Source organism: Aeromonas sp. R10-1 (genome assembly GCF_040908465.1).
Taxonomy (GTDB): domain Bacteria; phylum Pseudomonadota; class Gammaproteobacteria; order Enterobacterales; family Aeromonadaceae; genus Aeromonas; species Aeromonas caviae.
Genome location: NZ_JBFODT010000027.1, coordinates 83901 through 97431, shown reverse-complemented (window position 1 = coordinate 97431; position 13531 = coordinate 83901). Strand labels below are relative to the sequence as shown.

The 13531-nt window shown below is 58.8% G+C and carries 15 protein-coding genes and 1 pseudogene; 5 read left to right on the top strand and 11 right to left on the bottom strand.

Translation table 11 applies throughout. From position 1 onward, the window contains the following. Window positions 1-47: 47 nt before the first annotated feature. Together AB5Y93_RS14395 and AB5Y93_RS14390 are read right to left on the bottom strand one after the other, a co-directional pair. Window positions 48-2117: a hypothetical protein gene (locus AB5Y93_RS14395; RefSeq protein WP_368229683.1), complete on the bottom strand. Its 2070-nt coding sequence runs from the start codon at window positions 2115-2117 to the stop codon at window positions 48-50. Between the two features lie 187 nt (window positions 2118-2304). Beyond that, window positions 2305-2502, bottom strand: a pseudogene (locus AB5Y93_RS14390) (hypothetical protein); the annotation flags it as partial. A gap of 173 nt (window positions 2503-2675) precedes the next feature. On the opposite strand from AB5Y93_RS14390, the gene AB5Y93_RS14385 reads away from it, so the two are divergent. After that, the gene (locus AB5Y93_RS14385) at window positions 2676-3188 is read left to right on the top strand and encodes a hypothetical protein (RefSeq protein ID WP_368229681.1); all 513 of its coding nucleotides are present in this window, start codon (window positions 2676-2678) and stop codon (window positions 3186-3188) included. 97 nt (window positions 3189-3285) lie between these two features. On the opposite strand, the gene AB5Y93_RS14380 is transcribed toward AB5Y93_RS14385, so the two are convergent. Together AB5Y93_RS14380 and AB5Y93_RS14375 are read right to left on the bottom strand one after the other, a co-directional pair. Continuing rightward, window positions 3286-4179, bottom strand: a complete 894-nt coding sequence (locus tag AB5Y93_RS14380; RefSeq protein WP_368229679.1) for a LysR family transcriptional regulator — start codon at window positions 4177-4179, stop codon at window positions 3286-3288. A 269-nt stretch (window positions 4180-4448) separates the two neighbouring features. Further along, the gene (locus AB5Y93_RS14375) at window positions 4449-5234 is read right to left on the bottom strand and encodes a hypothetical protein (RefSeq protein ID WP_368229678.1); all 786 of its coding nucleotides are present in this window, start codon (window positions 5232-5234) and stop codon (window positions 4449-4451) included. Between the two features lie 238 nt (window positions 5235-5472). Here AB5Y93_RS14375 and AB5Y93_RS14370 point away from each other — a divergent pair, with 238 nt between their 5' ends. Further along, a complete protein-coding gene (locus AB5Y93_RS14370) occupies window positions 5473-6846 on the top strand; it encodes a DUF4397 domain-containing protein (RefSeq protein WP_368229676.1) in 1374 nt (457 codons plus the stop codon). A 200-nt stretch (window positions 6847-7046) separates the two neighbouring features. Then, window positions 7047-7388: an SH3 domain-containing protein gene (locus tag AB5Y93_RS14365; RefSeq protein ID WP_368229674.1), complete on the top strand. Its 342-nt coding sequence runs from the start codon at window positions 7047-7049 to the stop codon at window positions 7386-7388. Window positions 7389-7493: 105 nt separating this feature from the next. Here the strand turns inward: AB5Y93_RS14365 and ydfZ are convergent, their stop codons facing one another. After that, window positions 7494-7691 (bottom strand): putative selenium delivery protein YdfZ, encoded by a 198-nt coding sequence (gene ydfZ / locus AB5Y93_RS14360; protein ID WP_219604178.1) that lies wholly within the window; start codon window positions 7689-7691, stop codon window positions 7494-7496. A gap of 290 nt (window positions 7692-7981) precedes the next feature. Between ydfZ and AB5Y93_RS14355 the strand changes: the two genes are divergently transcribed. Next, window positions 7982-8482, top strand: coding sequence for a DUF1993 domain-containing protein (locus AB5Y93_RS14355; RefSeq protein WP_041212145.1), 501 nt, complete (start codon window positions 7982-7984; stop codon window positions 8480-8482). A gap of 60 nt (window positions 8483-8542) precedes the next feature. On the opposite strand, the gene AB5Y93_RS14350 is transcribed toward AB5Y93_RS14355, so the two are convergent. Then, on the bottom strand, window positions 8543-9199 hold the full coding sequence (locus AB5Y93_RS14350) for a DUF3313 domain-containing protein (protein ID WP_368229673.1): 657 nt from the start codon (window positions 9197-9199) through the stop codon (window positions 8543-8545). 127 nt (window positions 9200-9326) lie between these two features. Next, window positions 9327-9770, bottom strand: a complete 444-nt coding sequence (locus AB5Y93_RS14345) for an SRPBCC family protein (RefSeq protein WP_270698172.1) — start codon at window positions 9768-9770, stop codon at window positions 9327-9329. Window positions 9771-9968: 198 nt separating this feature from the next. Between AB5Y93_RS14345 and AB5Y93_RS14340 the strand changes: the two genes are divergently transcribed. Next, window positions 9969-10634, top strand: a complete 666-nt coding sequence (locus AB5Y93_RS14340; protein WP_041212148.1) for a chromophore lyase CpcT/CpeT — start codon at window positions 9969-9971, stop codon at window positions 10632-10634. 53 nt (window positions 10635-10687) lie between these two features. On the opposite strand, the gene AB5Y93_RS14335 is transcribed toward AB5Y93_RS14340, so the two are convergent. The 4 genes from AB5Y93_RS14335 to AB5Y93_RS14320 form a co-directional block, all read right to left on the bottom strand. Further along, on the bottom strand, window positions 10688-11326 hold the full coding sequence (locus AB5Y93_RS14335) for a LysE family translocator (protein ID WP_010672488.1): 639 nt from the start codon (window positions 11324-11326) through the stop codon (window positions 10688-10690). Between the two features lie 85 nt (window positions 11327-11411). After that, window positions 11412-12215 carry an AraC family transcriptional regulator gene (locus tag AB5Y93_RS14330; RefSeq protein WP_134996685.1) on the bottom strand — a complete coding sequence of 268 codons (804 nt, stop codon included), beginning with the start codon at window positions 12213-12215 and terminating at the stop codon, window positions 11412-11414. Between the two features lie 56 nt (window positions 12216-12271). Then, entirely contained in the window at window positions 12272-13168 is an 897-nt protein-coding gene (gene rarD, locus AB5Y93_RS14325; protein ID WP_010672490.1) for an EamA family transporter RarD, read from the bottom strand. Window positions 13169-13290: 122 nt separating this feature from the next. Continuing rightward, entirely contained in the window at window positions 13291-13464 is a 174-nt protein-coding gene (locus AB5Y93_RS14320; protein WP_010672491.1) for a hypothetical protein, read from the bottom strand. Between the last annotated feature and the right edge of the window lie 67 nt (window positions 13465-13531).

The window sequence follows — 13531 nt, the reverse complement described above, 5'->3', positions numbered from 1 at the left end:
CTAATCCGGGTTGGTTTATTGCCGCGTAGGTGGATGTCAAACAATATTTATTTACATTTATTTGTTAAGTAAACTCGGATGTACATGTCCAGTAATTTATTTAACTCCGTGTTTACAGCATCATGTTTCTGTGGGCTGCGAGCTTTTGATAAACTTTTTTCCAAAAATTTTGAAGATAATTTTACTACTATTTTGTCATGTCTGTCATATAACTCTTTCACCCAATTCAATTCTTTGTTTTTTTCTAGGTTATTTGAGTGATCTCTATTTACAATAAAAGCCAGTCGCCCGTATTCTTTACTCATGTAAGAGCTGATCTGTCTATATTCATTTGCACCTAATTCATTATAGTTTTTAATTTCAAATATAACCTGCCTAGTTTGATAATCAGACAGCACTCGTTTCCAAACAGCAGTATCACCTAAGTTGGTAGCTACAATGTCACGCTGCTGTAAACCATTCTTGTTGGAATGGAGTTCAATATTAACAAGGTCGGTTGCAAATATTACCCTGATTGTTTTTAAGCACCATTGCTCAAAATCATGAGCTCCTGCTATACCTTCAGGAATTGAAGATAGCTCTTGAAGTAATGCTCCAATTTGCTGCTTTCTTTGTTCTTCTGAAACAGAGCTTACTTCAATATCATATTCATCATGAATATCCTCTGCTTCAGCCGCACGCAACTGTGATTGTGTAGCACCAAGAGCCAACCAATAACATGGGTGTATTAAAAATTTTGATTCAATAGAAAAATCTCGATCAGGATCCTTACCATCATGACAAAAAACATATGATGATGACTGCTTATTGTAAAGACCAAGGAAACCTATGCTATATAGCCGCTGTATAACCTCGGGTACACTCCTAAACAATAGTATATCTTGAAGTTTGTTTTTCTCTTTCACATCAGATCTTTGGAGTGTAAATTCAATAATCGATTCTACACTACTAAAAGACAGCTCAGGGCTAGTATTACTAAATTGAGAAACAAATTCATCAAGGGCAGGAAAAACCACCTCATACTCTTTTTGTAAATCATTCAATCTATTTATTGATATGGTTTTTGCTGTAACATCAATATCTTCAAGTATGATCTCTCGTCTATCTTGTGAATTTGCTCTTAAAAAAGCATCATTTAATAGTACTAAAATGTCCCTTGGCCTATATAACGTTAACTTCAGGGTTAATCTAAACCCTTCTTTTGCTTTTAATTCATTTGCAGTGCAGGCATTCCATACACGAGTGTTATTCTCGATTTTTAAATCAAATGCAACACGCAGCCTGTTGCAAACCATATTGTAAAGATTGTATTCATCCCAATGCAACCTTAATGCCTGCCCCTCGATGTTTCTTGTGAAGTCAGGGTCCATTTTAGATATTGCTCTATAAATGTTGTCTCGCACAAATGCAAAAGCAGACACTCTCCCATTTAAACGCTGACGAATATCCGAGACTGCTTGAATGAACCCATCGATAATTGCAACCCCGCTGGGATCTGGTGAGTACCCCTCATCAAGTCTATCTGCAAATATTACAACTTGATATCCTACTCGACTTAAACAATCTAAAATAACCTCTTCTAACAACTCAAGTTCAAAATCATCAGATAGATCAGCTATTTTTGCCTCAGAGGAACTTCCTTTCTTTTTATCAAAAATAGAATTTAGTTTAATTCTAATTTTACTTGCTATATTCTTCTTTCTTGCTCCCCAAGATGAAATATGATGCTCAATAGATTTAATATCAAGATGTGATTTTAATTTGTAATGGTTTGTTAATTCAACTAATACTTCCATGCATATTGCATATCTCCATGCCAGTTTACTTCCAGCCTTCACATGTAAATAGTTATCTCCAAACTCTCTCATAGTATCTCTAAAACCAATAATATGCTCCTCTACAGGAGCTATATTCATGACGTGAGTTTTTGGTTTTTGATGCCAATGTTTCGATAACATATGTACAAGAGCGCTCTTCCCTGTCCCTCGGCGACCAACTATTATGCAGCGTTCATTGGATTCTAATAAAGCTTTGTAGTCTGATGTCGGCCAAAATGCAGCTTCTAACATTTTTGTATCGTGTTCTGCACGAATATCTCCAAGAATATTTGATTTCATCGCCTTCCCTAATAAGTAAATGATATCTGGAACAATACGTTATTTATATGCGACAATTTCTTATTAGCTTCACTATATCTACTTTTTTATATCTAACGCCAACAAAATGAGAGTCTGGGACACACAGCTTTCTGACAGAGGCATAGCTGGTGAGGCTACGCCTCATTTGTTAGATAAACGTATCGGATCACTTAACCAACTTGCTCTCCATCACCCCTTGTTTGCCCTCCTCCTCACTGACCTGACTCAGCTTGGAGCGGGCCATCAGTAGATCCATTTCGACCTCATGCCAAACGCAGCAGTTTTTGCCCGCCTCGGCACTAAGAGTCTGGGTGGCGTCGTTCTCCGACCTGTAAGAGATGCGGCTGCCCGGTGCATTCTGTTTTGGTTGGAAGAAAGGCAAATAAAGGTTCGCATGGGGCCTTGCTGACACGCAATCGCTCAGACTGGTACCGATGTGACGGGATTCAATATTTCAACAATTAACGGACATGGCGTACCGCTTTGACGCTGAAACCAGCCAAGGCATACTGCCCCGTCACCAGATGGGAGTCATTGATGTCTACATGGATACCGACACTGCACCGGTTGGGGTTGTGGTTGTTGCGAAAAACGGTGCTGGCGCTGCTGGCCAGCCTGCTGTTTATGATCTCGTTTACCCTGTTCCAGTACGCTTCCTGGTGGCCAACGCTGTCAGACAATGCATTCCTTGTGTGGGGCGGCTCCTATCAAGGAAATACCTTTGCCGAGCTGGCTCTGCCCATGCTGAAGCTGGGTGCCCTTCTGGGCACACTCTTCTGGCCTCTGTTTTTGCTGACGCCCCGGCCGCTGTTGCTGCCGCTCTTTGCCGGGCTCTGGTTGTGGCAGACCTATGACATCGCCTTGATGACGGCAACCGCGTCGACCTGGCTGCCCCACGAGATCATCTGGACCTTTATCCTGCCTCACACCCACTGGCTGCTGCTCACCCTGTTGTCGCCGCTGCTGCTGATCCGCCAGCTTGGCAGGCGACTATTTGCGGATACATCGGCAACACAGGCAGGGGGCGTCATCCTGGACGACGGACGGTAGCCAGGGGGATCGACCGATTAGGTGAACGTCCGATTACGCTTCGCTAATCGAACCTACAGGTTGTTGCTCGCATGTCTGGCTGAGCCGCCTATCGGGCTTACCTCAACTGAAACGCTTTGACGAGAAATTCGATAAAGAGCCGCACGTTGCGGGACTGCTCCTTGTGGAAGGGGTAGACGGCGAATAGGGCGTGGGGGTCGGGTTGCCAGTCGGGGAGCAGTTTGACCAGGGTGCCGTCTGCCAGTTCGTTCGACACGAATTCATCCGGTACCAGGATCACCCCAAGCCCCTGCACCGCCGCCTGTTTCAGGGCGATGCCGTTGTTGGCGCAGAAGCTGGCGGGGGGCAGCTCCACCGCCACGCTCTCCGCGTCCCGGGTGAAGAACCACTTGTTGGGGGAGGAGGAGAGGCTGTAGCGCAGGCAGTTGTGGCCCTTGAGATCCGCCGGGTGGGCAGGCTGGCCCGCCTCCTTCAGGTAGTCGGGGGCGGCGCAGAGCACCCGCTGCACCTCGCACAGGGGTTTGGCGCGCAGGGTGGAGTCCTCCAGGGTGCCAGCCCCCCGGATCACCACGTCCAGCCCCTGATCCACCAGATCCATGTAGGCGTCGCTCAGGATCACCTCGATGCCGATTTCCGGATAGCGGCGCTGGAATTTGCAGACGAGGGGGTTGAGGCGGATCAGCCCGTAGGACATGGGCATGCCGATCCTCAGCCTGCCCCTGGGGGTGAAGGAGGCGGCCATGATGGACTGGTCGGCGGCCTCCAGGCTGTCCAGTACGGCGCATATCTGGCCGTAATAGGCCATGCCCGCTTCGGTGACGCTCAGCCGCCTGGTGGTGCGGTTGATCAGCGCAATGCCGAGAAAGGCTTCCAGCTCGTTGATGTTCTTGCTGACCGCCGCCTGGGAGAGGCGCAGGTCGTCCGCTGCCGCCCTGAAGGTGCCCATTTCCACCACCCGGCGAAAGACGTTCAGCGCCGTGATCTTGTTCATCCTGCCCCCGTTAATTCACTACTGGTAAATGATGGCGCCATCATTGCGCACTTTTATCACAATAGTGCGGTTCCCCGGGGTGTCCACCCCCCATCCCCCGCCAGACAGAGAGTTGCCCGTGGCAGATCGGCCCGGATCATGGCCCTCCGGGGCGTGGCGGGCCCGGCAGAGACGCAGACGAAAGAGAGGCGATGGGCCCCGGCCCGTGACGGCAGGCATAAAAGCAGGCGGCAGGGCCCGGGCCCCGCCGCCAGATGGCACGCACCGGCTTACTGCACCTTGCCGGGGGCGGGGGGCAGGGTAATGCCGACATCGGCCCAGGGGTTGGTGCCAAGCAACTGGGCGTGGGGCACGTCGGCCTGGTAGCGCATGGTGAACGCCCTGGGCCCGTGGGCGAAGGCCACCAGCAGCCCCTGTTTTGCATCCATCAACCCGGCGTGCATGCCGAGCCCGTGATAGCTGACGCGCACGGCCTTGTCCTCCAGGCCCACCTTGTCTATCTGGAAGCGGGCGATGCTGCCGTCTTTGAGGGTAAAGCCCCAGCGGAACGGCCCGCCGCTGACCACCGTCATCACCTCGTCGATGTCGGTGCCGTCCTCGGCGGAGTTGACGTGCATGCGGCCATATTTGCCGAGCACGGCGCTGCGGGTGCGCTCGTCCAGCGCCATCAGGTCATAGACCTTGGGGTAGGGGCCGACGCCGGTCTCCTCGGTGGCGACGCCGCCCCCTTGCACCGCAGGCTCGCGCCCTGCGAGCCTGGCCTGCTCCAGCAGTTCCCCCTGACTCAGGTTGAAGGCCGCAATCAGGGCGCCGTGCTCCGCTTTGGTCAACGCGCGGCGGTGGGAGGCTTCAAGCAGCGGCCTGGCGGCGTCGGGGATGTCGACGGTGACCACGTTGACGCCGATGGGGTTGAGCGCGTTGTTGACCGCTTCGATGCCGGTCACGGCGGGGCGGCCATCGCTGAACTGCACCGAGACAAGGTCACCGGCGAAGGTGTTGAAAGAGAAGGCCGAGGCGAGGGTGCCGGCCAGCAACGGGATAGGGGTGAGTTTCATACAAGACTCCTCGTTAAGGTTCGAGAAGCAGTCTAGGGCGGTGATGTGTTCACTGAAATGACACTCGAATGATATGAAAATTCACTGACAGTAATGAATGGCGGAACAAAGGGACGAGCACGCCTGCCAGGTGCACCATGCTGCGTCACAAAAAGGGTGAAAAAAGCACAAAAAGTGATGATCCAGTCATTAGCGAGATGCATATGCCCGTGGGGACCAACCAATGGAGAATGACCAGATGAAATGGATTCAACGTTGTGCCGCACTTGCAATGATATTGGGTCTGACTGCGTGCGGAGGCAGTGAGAATGACAGCAGTCCGCCCAATGCGGCCATCAGGATCAGCCACCTCGCCCCCGATGCCCCCAGGGTGAATGTCAATGTCGATGGGGCTGCCTTCCTGACGGCCGTTGATTTTGGCTCGAGCAGCGGGCTCAAGCCGGTGGCGGCTGGCAGCCACGAGGTGGCTGTGGACGGGATTTTGCCGAGCGGTACCAAGACGGTCATCGGGCCGGTCTCCCTCGACCTCAAACCCGACACCCAGTACGACGTGCTGGCCGTGGGTAAACTGACGGGCAGCGGCGATACCGCGTTTGGCCCGCTGGTGATTGAACGGCCGGACCAGATGCCCGCTGGCGGCGAGATCCGGGTGCAGGTAGTGCATGCCGCCCCGAGCGCACCTGCGGTGGATGTTCATGTCACCGCGCCCGGTGCCGCATTGGGCAGTCCGACGCTGTCCGGCATTCCCTTCAAGACCTATAGCGATCCCCTGACTCTGCCGGCCGGGGAGTATCAGGTCAGGCTGACGCTGCCGGGCAGCAGCGATGTGGTGTATGACTCGGGTCCATTGTCTCTCACCGGCGGTGCGGATCTGCTGATTGCGGCGATCGACAACCTGGGGGCGGGGCCAAGCCCGGTCAAGCTGCTTGCCATCGACAGCGCTGGTGCAACCCCTCTCCTGTCTGTGGATGAGCAGGCCCAGTTGAGGGTGGTCCATGGGGTTGCTGACGCCCCGGCCGTGGATATCCGGGTCAATGGTGCCGCCCCGACCGCCGCACCGTTGCAGGGGCTGGCGTTCAAGGGAAATACCGGATATCTGGATCTGGCGGCGGCGGATTATGATTTTGTGGTCACGCCGACGGGCGCCACGACCCCTGAAGTGATCAATGCCAGCGACGTGCCGCTCAAGGCGGGCACCCGCTACTCCCTGTTTGCCGTCGGCCAGTTGCTGGATCCCGCAGGCGAAACCATTGAGCCCTTGCTGCTGACGGACACGGGCCGCGCGGTGGCGACAGAGGCGCAGCTTCGCGTGCTTCATGCGGCACCCACGGCTCCGGCAGTGGACGTTTATCTGACGACAGGGTCAGACATCAGCGCCAGCACCCCCGTGCTCAAGGCTGTGCCCTTCAAGGGGGATAGCGGGTATCTTGCGGTTGCCGCCGGAGACTATTTTGTCACCGTCACCGCCTCGGGTGACAAGAGCCCGGTCATTGGCCCCCTGCCGGTCACCTTGTCGACCAGCCAGGTATTAACTGCGGCGGCCTTGTCTGACAGCGTCGGGGGCGTCGATCCCGAGTTGCTGATCCTGGAAGACATCAGCAGCAGTCAATAACCCCCTCTCTCATCAAGAGCAGGGGTGACTGGACCCGGACTGAACTGTCAGTCCGGGTCTTTTTATGGCCTGCCGCTGGCCGTGGGGATCCTGGCAGTCCGGGGGTGACCAGAAAGAGTCGGCCCGGCATAGAGCCGTCAGGCCCGGGTTGTGGTATGACTCTGGACGTTACTCATCAGAACCTGTCGGAGGAAGAGACAATGCTGGCGTTGATCACCACGGCGCACCACACCTGCTACCCCAATCCCATCGCCTTTCGGGCCGGAGAGCGGGTGCGCATCGGCCACGAGGACGACGAGTTCCCGGGCTGGGTGCGCACCTTTACCGGAGACGGCAACGAGGGGTGGGCGCCCTTGTCCCTGCTGACCCCGATCGGCGCCGGGGAGGCGCAGGCGCGCCAGGACTATACCGCCCGGGAGCTGGATGTGGCGGCGGGGGAGCGGGTTCGAGTGGAACGGGAGCTGGCAGGCTGGCTCTGGGTACATAACGAAGCGGGGCAATCAGGCTGGATCCCGGCCAGCTGCATCGCCTCGCCCTCGTAAAGTGGCAGCGGCTCGGAGAAGGAGTAGAGCGGAGAGAGAAACCCGGCCAGCGACGGGGCGCGGCGGCCGGGTGAATTGTAAAGAGTAGGGTGACGGAAAACGGGATCAGCCTAGTCTAATCAACTCGATGGGGGCGTAGCGCTCCTGGCTGTTTGTCAGCAGCACGCACTTCTCATGTTCCGCCTCATAGGGGGTCAGGTTGTCGGTGTGCGCCTCCTTGAGGGTGTCGACCGCGCCGGTGGTGGCAATCATCACCCGTTGGCCCAGGGTCAGCACATTGCGGTTTCGATCGTAGATCTTCATGGCATTCTCCTTGTGGGATGGGTGCCCCGGCCCGTGCCGGGGCAGCGGGCTCCAGACTACGCCCCTCGAAAAACGAGATGCCTGTCACAGATCAAAAAAAGGGGAAAGAGGGACTCGGTGCGGCGACGGGGTATGGCGCTCTGGCCTCGCAGCCCGCCGGTGATCGCCACTGCCTGTCGCAGGGCAAGGAGGACGCCCTCGCTTTTCATCCCCTCGGGCTCGCACTGCAAGGGGGATGCGCTATAGTGGAGCCGCTCGTTTTACTGCCTTCAACCAACCGAGAGTGCATTATGAATCGTGATATCGCAGCCCAGTTCATCAAGATGCTGACCAACCTGGACCAGTGTCTGGCCAAGGCCGAGGCCCACGCCGAGGCGAAGAAATTCAACGTGGACAACTTCTTCAATGAGCGCCTCATCGTCGACATGCTGCCCCTGAGCAAGCAGGTGCTGATCTGCTGTGACAGCGCCCGCGCCGTGGTGGCCACCGCCAGCCTGAGCGAGCCGCCGGTGCTGGGGGATGATCCCAAGACCATGGCGGATCTGCGCGCCCACGTGGCCAAGACCATCGCCTACCTGCAAGGCAAGCTGGACGCCGATTTCAGCCAGTATGCGAGCGGCCACTACTACCCCTACTGGGCCGGTGGCAAGGGGATGGACGGCCACAGCTGCGTGCATGAGTACGGCATCCCGAACTTCTACTTCCACCTCACCATGACCTATGCCCTGCTGCGCCAGGCCGGAGTGGATCTGGGCAAGCGGGATTACCTGGGCGGTCTGAACCTGCAATAAACCGCGCTTCAGCGACGACAAAGCCTGCCCCCTGGCAGGCTTTGTCGTTTTCGGTCCGGCTCAGCGCCCCAGGTTGTCGGCCAGTTGTTTGGCGCGACTTGCGGCCCACTGATCGATCATCTTCTCCATCTCCAGGGCGGTGATGGGGGAATCCTTGTGGGTGGTGTCCGGGCTCTCGCGCGCATCCATCACCCGCACCAGCAGCTTGCCGCTCTGGGCGTCGAGCAACTGGGCCATGCTGCCCACCCTGAGCAGATAGGGCTCCTTGCCTATTACCTCGCGGGTGACGTTGATGGCGATCTTGGCGGGCAGCAGATCCCGCAGCTTGGGGTCGGGCCGGGTCAGGTCGAAGTTGGTGATGGCCGCCTGCACCCGCATCACGCCGGGACCGGGTTCGGTGGCAATCTTGACGCCCTGCTTCATCAGCTCCCGCTGGAAGGTGGCGTGGTAGTAGCGGCCGATCTCGTTCTGCTCGTTGGCGGTCAGCAGATACCACTGGCCGTTCTCCTGGCGGATGAATTGCAAGGGGTCGAGCAGCACTGCGTGGTACTGGCGCAGATCCACGCCGGGTTCCTTGTAGATGCGCTGGTTGGGGTTGCTCTCGCTTTGCTGGAAGGCCGTGAGCGGAATCGCCTGCAGGCTGTGGGTGACCTGGTTCTTCACGGCGCACCCGCCCAGCAGGGCGGCGGCCATGGTCATCATCAAGACTCGTTTCATGGGGGCTCCTGGCGGTGGATGGTCGCTGCAAGAACGCAGCCCGCCCTGCCCACAGAGATACCTGATCAGGCCCCTATCTCACAAGGGGTATCTGTGTGGGGGCTACCGGGGGAGCCCCCGTGTCGGGTCACTCGGCGGGGATCTCGGGCTCCACCAGGGTGGCGAGCTGCATCAGGGACTCCTGCCAGCCGAGGTAGCACATCTCCACCGGGATGACCGCCGGAATACCCGCCTGTTCGATGGCGAGATCGGTGCCGCACAGCACCTGGGTGAGGGTGATGGTGACCTGCATCTCCCCCGGCAGGTTGGGGTCGTCGAAGCGGTCGGTGTAGCGGATGCGCTTGCCCGGCTCCAGCGCGAGATACTCGCCGCCGAAGGCGTGGGTGTGGCCGCTGGCAAAGTGGGTGAACGACATCCTGAACTGGCCGCCGACACGGGCATCCAGCGCCGCCACCTTGCAGGTGAAGCCATGGGGCGGCAGCCATTTGGCCAGGGCGTCCGGCTCGATAAAGGCTCTGTATACCCGCATCGGCGGGGCCTTGAGTACGCGATGCAGAGTGACTGTGTTCATGGGGGACTCCTCTTGGTGGCAACAGGGACGGGTCGCAGCAAAGATAGCCGTGATCCCCGTGGCCTGCGGGGGTGCGTCGCCTCCTTTCGCCTGCAGAGAGGATTTTTCGTTTTCTCTTCAAGGAGTTGATCAAGATAGAGGTTATTGTCACCGTTCGCTCATATAATCGCCGCCATGCAAGCGACTCGGAAGGATTCGATGACACAGCTGATGGCGGCCCTGCTGGGGCTGTTTTACGCCAGCCTGATCTGGGCGGCGCCCGTCCCCTTCGTGACGGCCCCCGGCCCCCATGCCACGCAGGGGAGGCTGGAGCCCCTGCTCTCCTGGTTCTCGGGGGAGTTTTCCAGCCAGGAGCAGGCCACCTTCGATGCCCGCTTCACCAGCGCCGAGCTGCGGCTGGTGGAGATCTGGCCCGGGGAGGGCCCCTTCCGCTGGGTCTATGCGGAGCAGTTTCTGACCGAGCGGGCGCAGCGACCGTTTCGCCAGCGCATCTACCGCTTCTCCTCCCTGCCCGATGGCCGCATCCTGATGGCCGAACTGACCATGCCGAGGGCCACGGATTTTGCCGGCGCCTGGCGTCGGCCCGAGCTGCTCGACTCCCTCACCCCGCAGCAACTCTCCCTGCGCGAAGGGTGCGAGATCTGGCTGACCCGCCAGCCGGGCGGGGAGTACAAAGGACAGACCCGGGTCGGGCATTGCGCCACCGATTTTGGCGGTGCCACCACCCTGGTGCAGTACCTCTGGATCGGCCCGGACAGCGTCCGGTTGCTGGACAGGGCCTATGACAACGGCGCCCATCAGCGCTGGGGCAGCCCGGGGGAGGGTTACGTCTACCTGCGCAAGGGGATGCGGCGCGGGGAGTAGTCGCGCGGTCCGTCAAGGCCCCTCCCTGTTTGCCGCCAACAAGGACGTGCCGGTCAGGCCGCTGGCCAGTGCCCTTGCAGATCCACCAGGATGGAGAGGCTGACCGCGCCAAACAGCAGGCCTGTCATCAGGTTGAGCGGGCGCTGGATGCGGCCGAGCAGGTGCTGGGCGCGGGGGGTGGAGAGGCTCCAGGCCAGGGCGCTGAACCAGACGAGGGAGAGCAGGAACAGCTCCAGGATCAGCAAGCCCCGGGTCAGGCCATCCACCTGGGGCGTCACCATGGCGGCCAGCAGTCCCATGAAGAACAGCATCGCCTTGGGGTTGAGCAGATTGGTGGCCAGCCCGCTCTTCACCCCCTTGCGCCAGCCCGGCCGCTCGCCTCCGGCGCGCAGCGCCAGATCCCCGCTTCCCTGCCAGGCCGCTTTCAGCGCCCCCCAGCCCAGCCAGCCCAGATAGAGGGCACCCACCAGTTTCACGGCGAGAAAGAGCCAGGGCTGGCTTGCGATCAGCAGGCTGATGCCGGTCAGGCTCAGGGTGGCGTGGAGCAGGATGGCGAGGGCGATGCCAAGGGCCGCTCCGAGGGCAGTGGGCCTGTGCAGGCTGGTGCGCAGGATGAGTGCGAAATCCGGGCCCGGGCTCGCCAGAGCAACGAGGTGGACGAGACCCAGGGTCAGAAACAGGCTGGTGAACATAAAAGACCTCCGACAGCGGTATGGAGGTGACAGCATGGGGCAGGACGGGGGACGGGAGATTGTAAAAGATTGCAGCGGCGACGATTCAGGCGGGCAGCATCTGCTGGCGATACTCCGCCGGGGTGAGCCCGAAGGCCTGACGAAAACCGTGGTGGAAGTGGCTCTGATCGAAGAAGCCCACCGCCAGTGCCACCTCGCTCACTGGCAGACCGCTGCCGAGCAGGCGCTTGCCCTGTTCGAGGCGCAGCCGCTTGAGCCAGGCATAGGGGGTCATGCCGGTCTTCTTCTTGAACTGACGCAGGAAGGCGAAGCGATCCAGCCCGAACAGGGCGGCCAGATCCTCCAGGGTGTGGCGCTCGTCCAGCCGGGCCAGCAGATGGTCGCGCAGGAACCTGAGCTGGGGATCCGCCAGGGCGTGGCGCTCGGGGGCGAGTCGGAACAGTTCGCCCAGCAGGGCCAGCAACTGGCTCTCCGCCAGCAGGCCGTCGGGGGCGGGGCCGTCCAGGTGCATGTGCAGGCGGGCAAAGCCCTGATAGAGGTCGGGGCGGCTCTGCAATCCCTGGTGGAAAAAGGGCTCGGGGTGTTCCGGCAGCCAGCGGGCCAGCTGCTCGGGGGCGATGGAGAAGACCCGCACCTCGTACCCTTCCGGCAGCAGGCTGAGGCCGTCGTGCATCTCGTCCGGGTTGACGGTGGAGAGTTCGCCGCGCACCAGGTTGTGGCTGTTCCCCTTGTGGATGAACCTCTGGCCGCCCCGCTGCACCAGACCGATGTGGTAGTCCAGATGCACGTGGCGGCCATAGCTGAACTCCCTATGGTGGGAGTGGGAGAGTTCAACCCCCGGCAGCAGCCGGGATTGCCAGTAGTGGATGCGGGATTGGGGTGCGTTCATCCCCTATTGATACCCCGAAAGCGGCCCCTTGGCTTGTAGATTATTGCGCCGGCGCCTCAGCCGGCCTCCTGGCGCCGCTTGCCGCTGCGCAGGCCATCCAGGCTGAACAGCACCAGGGCGCTCCAGATGCAGCCGAAGGTGATCATCTTGTCCAGCGCCAGCGCCTCGCCATAGAGGGTCACCGCCAGGATGAACATCAGGCTGGGGCCTATGTACTGGAAGAAGCCCAGGGTGGAGAGCTTGAGCCGGGTGGCCGCCGCGGTGAAACAGAGCAGGGGGGCCGTGGTGACGGCGCCCGCGGCGATGAGCAGCAGGTTCAGGTGCCAGTCGTTCTGGGTGAGGTGGCTGGTGGGGCTGTCGGCGATGCCCCACAGATAGAAGGCAGCTGGCGGCAGCATGATCAGGGTCTCGATGAGCAGGCCGGTGAGGGCGTCCAGGGCCAGTTTCTTGCGAATGAGGCCGTAGATGGCGAAGCTCGAGGCCAGCACCAGGGCTATCCAGGGCAGGGAGCCGAAGGCGATGAGCTGGACGGCGACACCGACAAAGGCGAGCCCCACCGCCCACCACTGCAGGCGGCGCAGCTTCTCGCTCAGAAACACCATGCCGAGCAGCACGTTGAACAGGGGGTTGATGTAGTAGCCCAGGCTCGCATCCAGCATGTGGCCGTTGTTGATGGCCCAGATGAACAGCAGCCAGTTGCCGCCGACGGTGACGGAGGTGAAGGCCAGGGTGAGCAGCACCTTGGGCTGGCGCAGCACCGCCTGCACCTTGTGCCACTGGCGTCCGAGCAGCACCAGCACCATCAGCAGGGCGCAGGACCAGATCATGCGGTGGGTCAGGATCTCGGCGGCCGGCACGGCGGAGAGGGACTTGAAGTAGATGGGTGCCAGGCCCCAAAGGGTGTAGGCGCCGAGGGCATAGAGGACGCCCTGGCGCTGGATCTGTTGTTGCATGCGGATAACCTTCACTGGAGTGCGGATGTCGGGAAACATCGCAAAAAGTCAGTGTAGCGATCCTTTTGCAGGGAAAGAAGACAATAAATGGGTCTGACGGGATTTTAACAGCAGGAGCGACTTCAGCGACCGCCCCCGCGGCGGATCTTCTCCACGTCCATCAGCAGCCACAGCATGAGGGCGATGGCGGAGATCCAGGGGCCCCAGGTGACATAGGCTTCCCCCTGACCCAGCACGAAGAACAACAGCGGCAGTCCCACCACCAGAAACAGTACACTTCCCAGAAAAAACAGCATTTTTATCTTTAAATTTAATGGCTTGCTATTTGACGATTATATCGATTGAGCGAGGGGATAAAAGAGT

Excerpts from the sequence above, each read along its gene's own strand:
- AB5Y93_RS14355 (WP_041212145.1), top strand. The coding sequence starts at position 7,982 with ATGAATCGTGATATCGCAGCCCAGTTCATCAAGATGCTGACCAACCTG.
- AB5Y93_RS14370 (WP_368229676.1), top strand. The coding sequence starts at position 5,473 with ATGAAATGGATTCAACGTTGTGCCGCACTTGCAATGATATTGGGTCTG.
- AB5Y93_RS14320 (WP_010672491.1), bottom strand. The coding sequence starts at position 13,464 with ATGCTGTTTTTTCTGGGAAGTGTACTGTTTCTGGTGGTGGGACTGCCG.
- AB5Y93_RS14335 (WP_010672488.1), bottom strand. The coding sequence starts at position 11,326 with ATGTTCACCAGCCTGTTTCTGACCCTGGGTCTCGTCCACCTCGTTGCT.
- rarD (WP_010672490.1), bottom strand. The coding sequence starts at position 13,168 with ATGCAACAACAGATCCAGCGCCAGGGCGTCCTCTATGCCCTCGGCGCC.
- AB5Y93_RS14330 (WP_134996685.1), bottom strand. The coding sequence starts at position 12,215 with ATGAACGCACCCCAATCCCGCATCCACTACTGGCAATCCCGGCTGCTG.
- AB5Y93_RS14375 (WP_368229678.1), bottom strand. The coding sequence starts at position 5,234 with ATGAAACTCACCCCTATCCCGTTGCTGGCCGGCACCCTCGCCTCGGCC.
- AB5Y93_RS14365 (WP_368229674.1), top strand. The coding sequence starts at position 7,047 with ATGCTGGCGTTGATCACCACGGCGCACCACACCTGCTACCCCAATCCC.
- AB5Y93_RS14350 (WP_368229673.1), bottom strand. The coding sequence starts at position 9,199 with ATGAAACGAGTCTTGATGATGACCATGGCCGCCGCCCTGCTGGGCGGG.
- AB5Y93_RS14345 (WP_270698172.1), bottom strand. The coding sequence starts at position 9,770 with ATGAACACAGTCACTCTGCATCGCGTACTCAAGGCCCCGCCGATGCGG.
- AB5Y93_RS14395 (WP_368229683.1), bottom strand. The coding sequence starts at position 2,117 with ATGAAATCAAATATTCTTGGAGATATTCGTGCAGAACACGATACAAAA.
- ydfZ (WP_219604178.1), bottom strand. The coding sequence starts at position 7,691 with ATGAAGATCTACGATCGAAACCGCAATGTGCTGACCCTGGGCCAACGG.
- AB5Y93_RS14340 (WP_041212148.1), top strand. The coding sequence starts at position 9,969 with ATGACACAGCTGATGGCGGCCCTGCTGGGGCTGTTTTACGCCAGCCTG.
- AB5Y93_RS14380 (WP_368229679.1), bottom strand. The coding sequence starts at position 4,179 with ATGAACAAGATCACGGCGCTGAACGTCTTTCGCCGGGTGGTGGAAATG.
- AB5Y93_RS14385 (WP_368229681.1), top strand. The coding sequence starts at position 2,676 with ATGTCTACATGGATACCGACACTGCACCGGTTGGGGTTGTGGTTGTTG.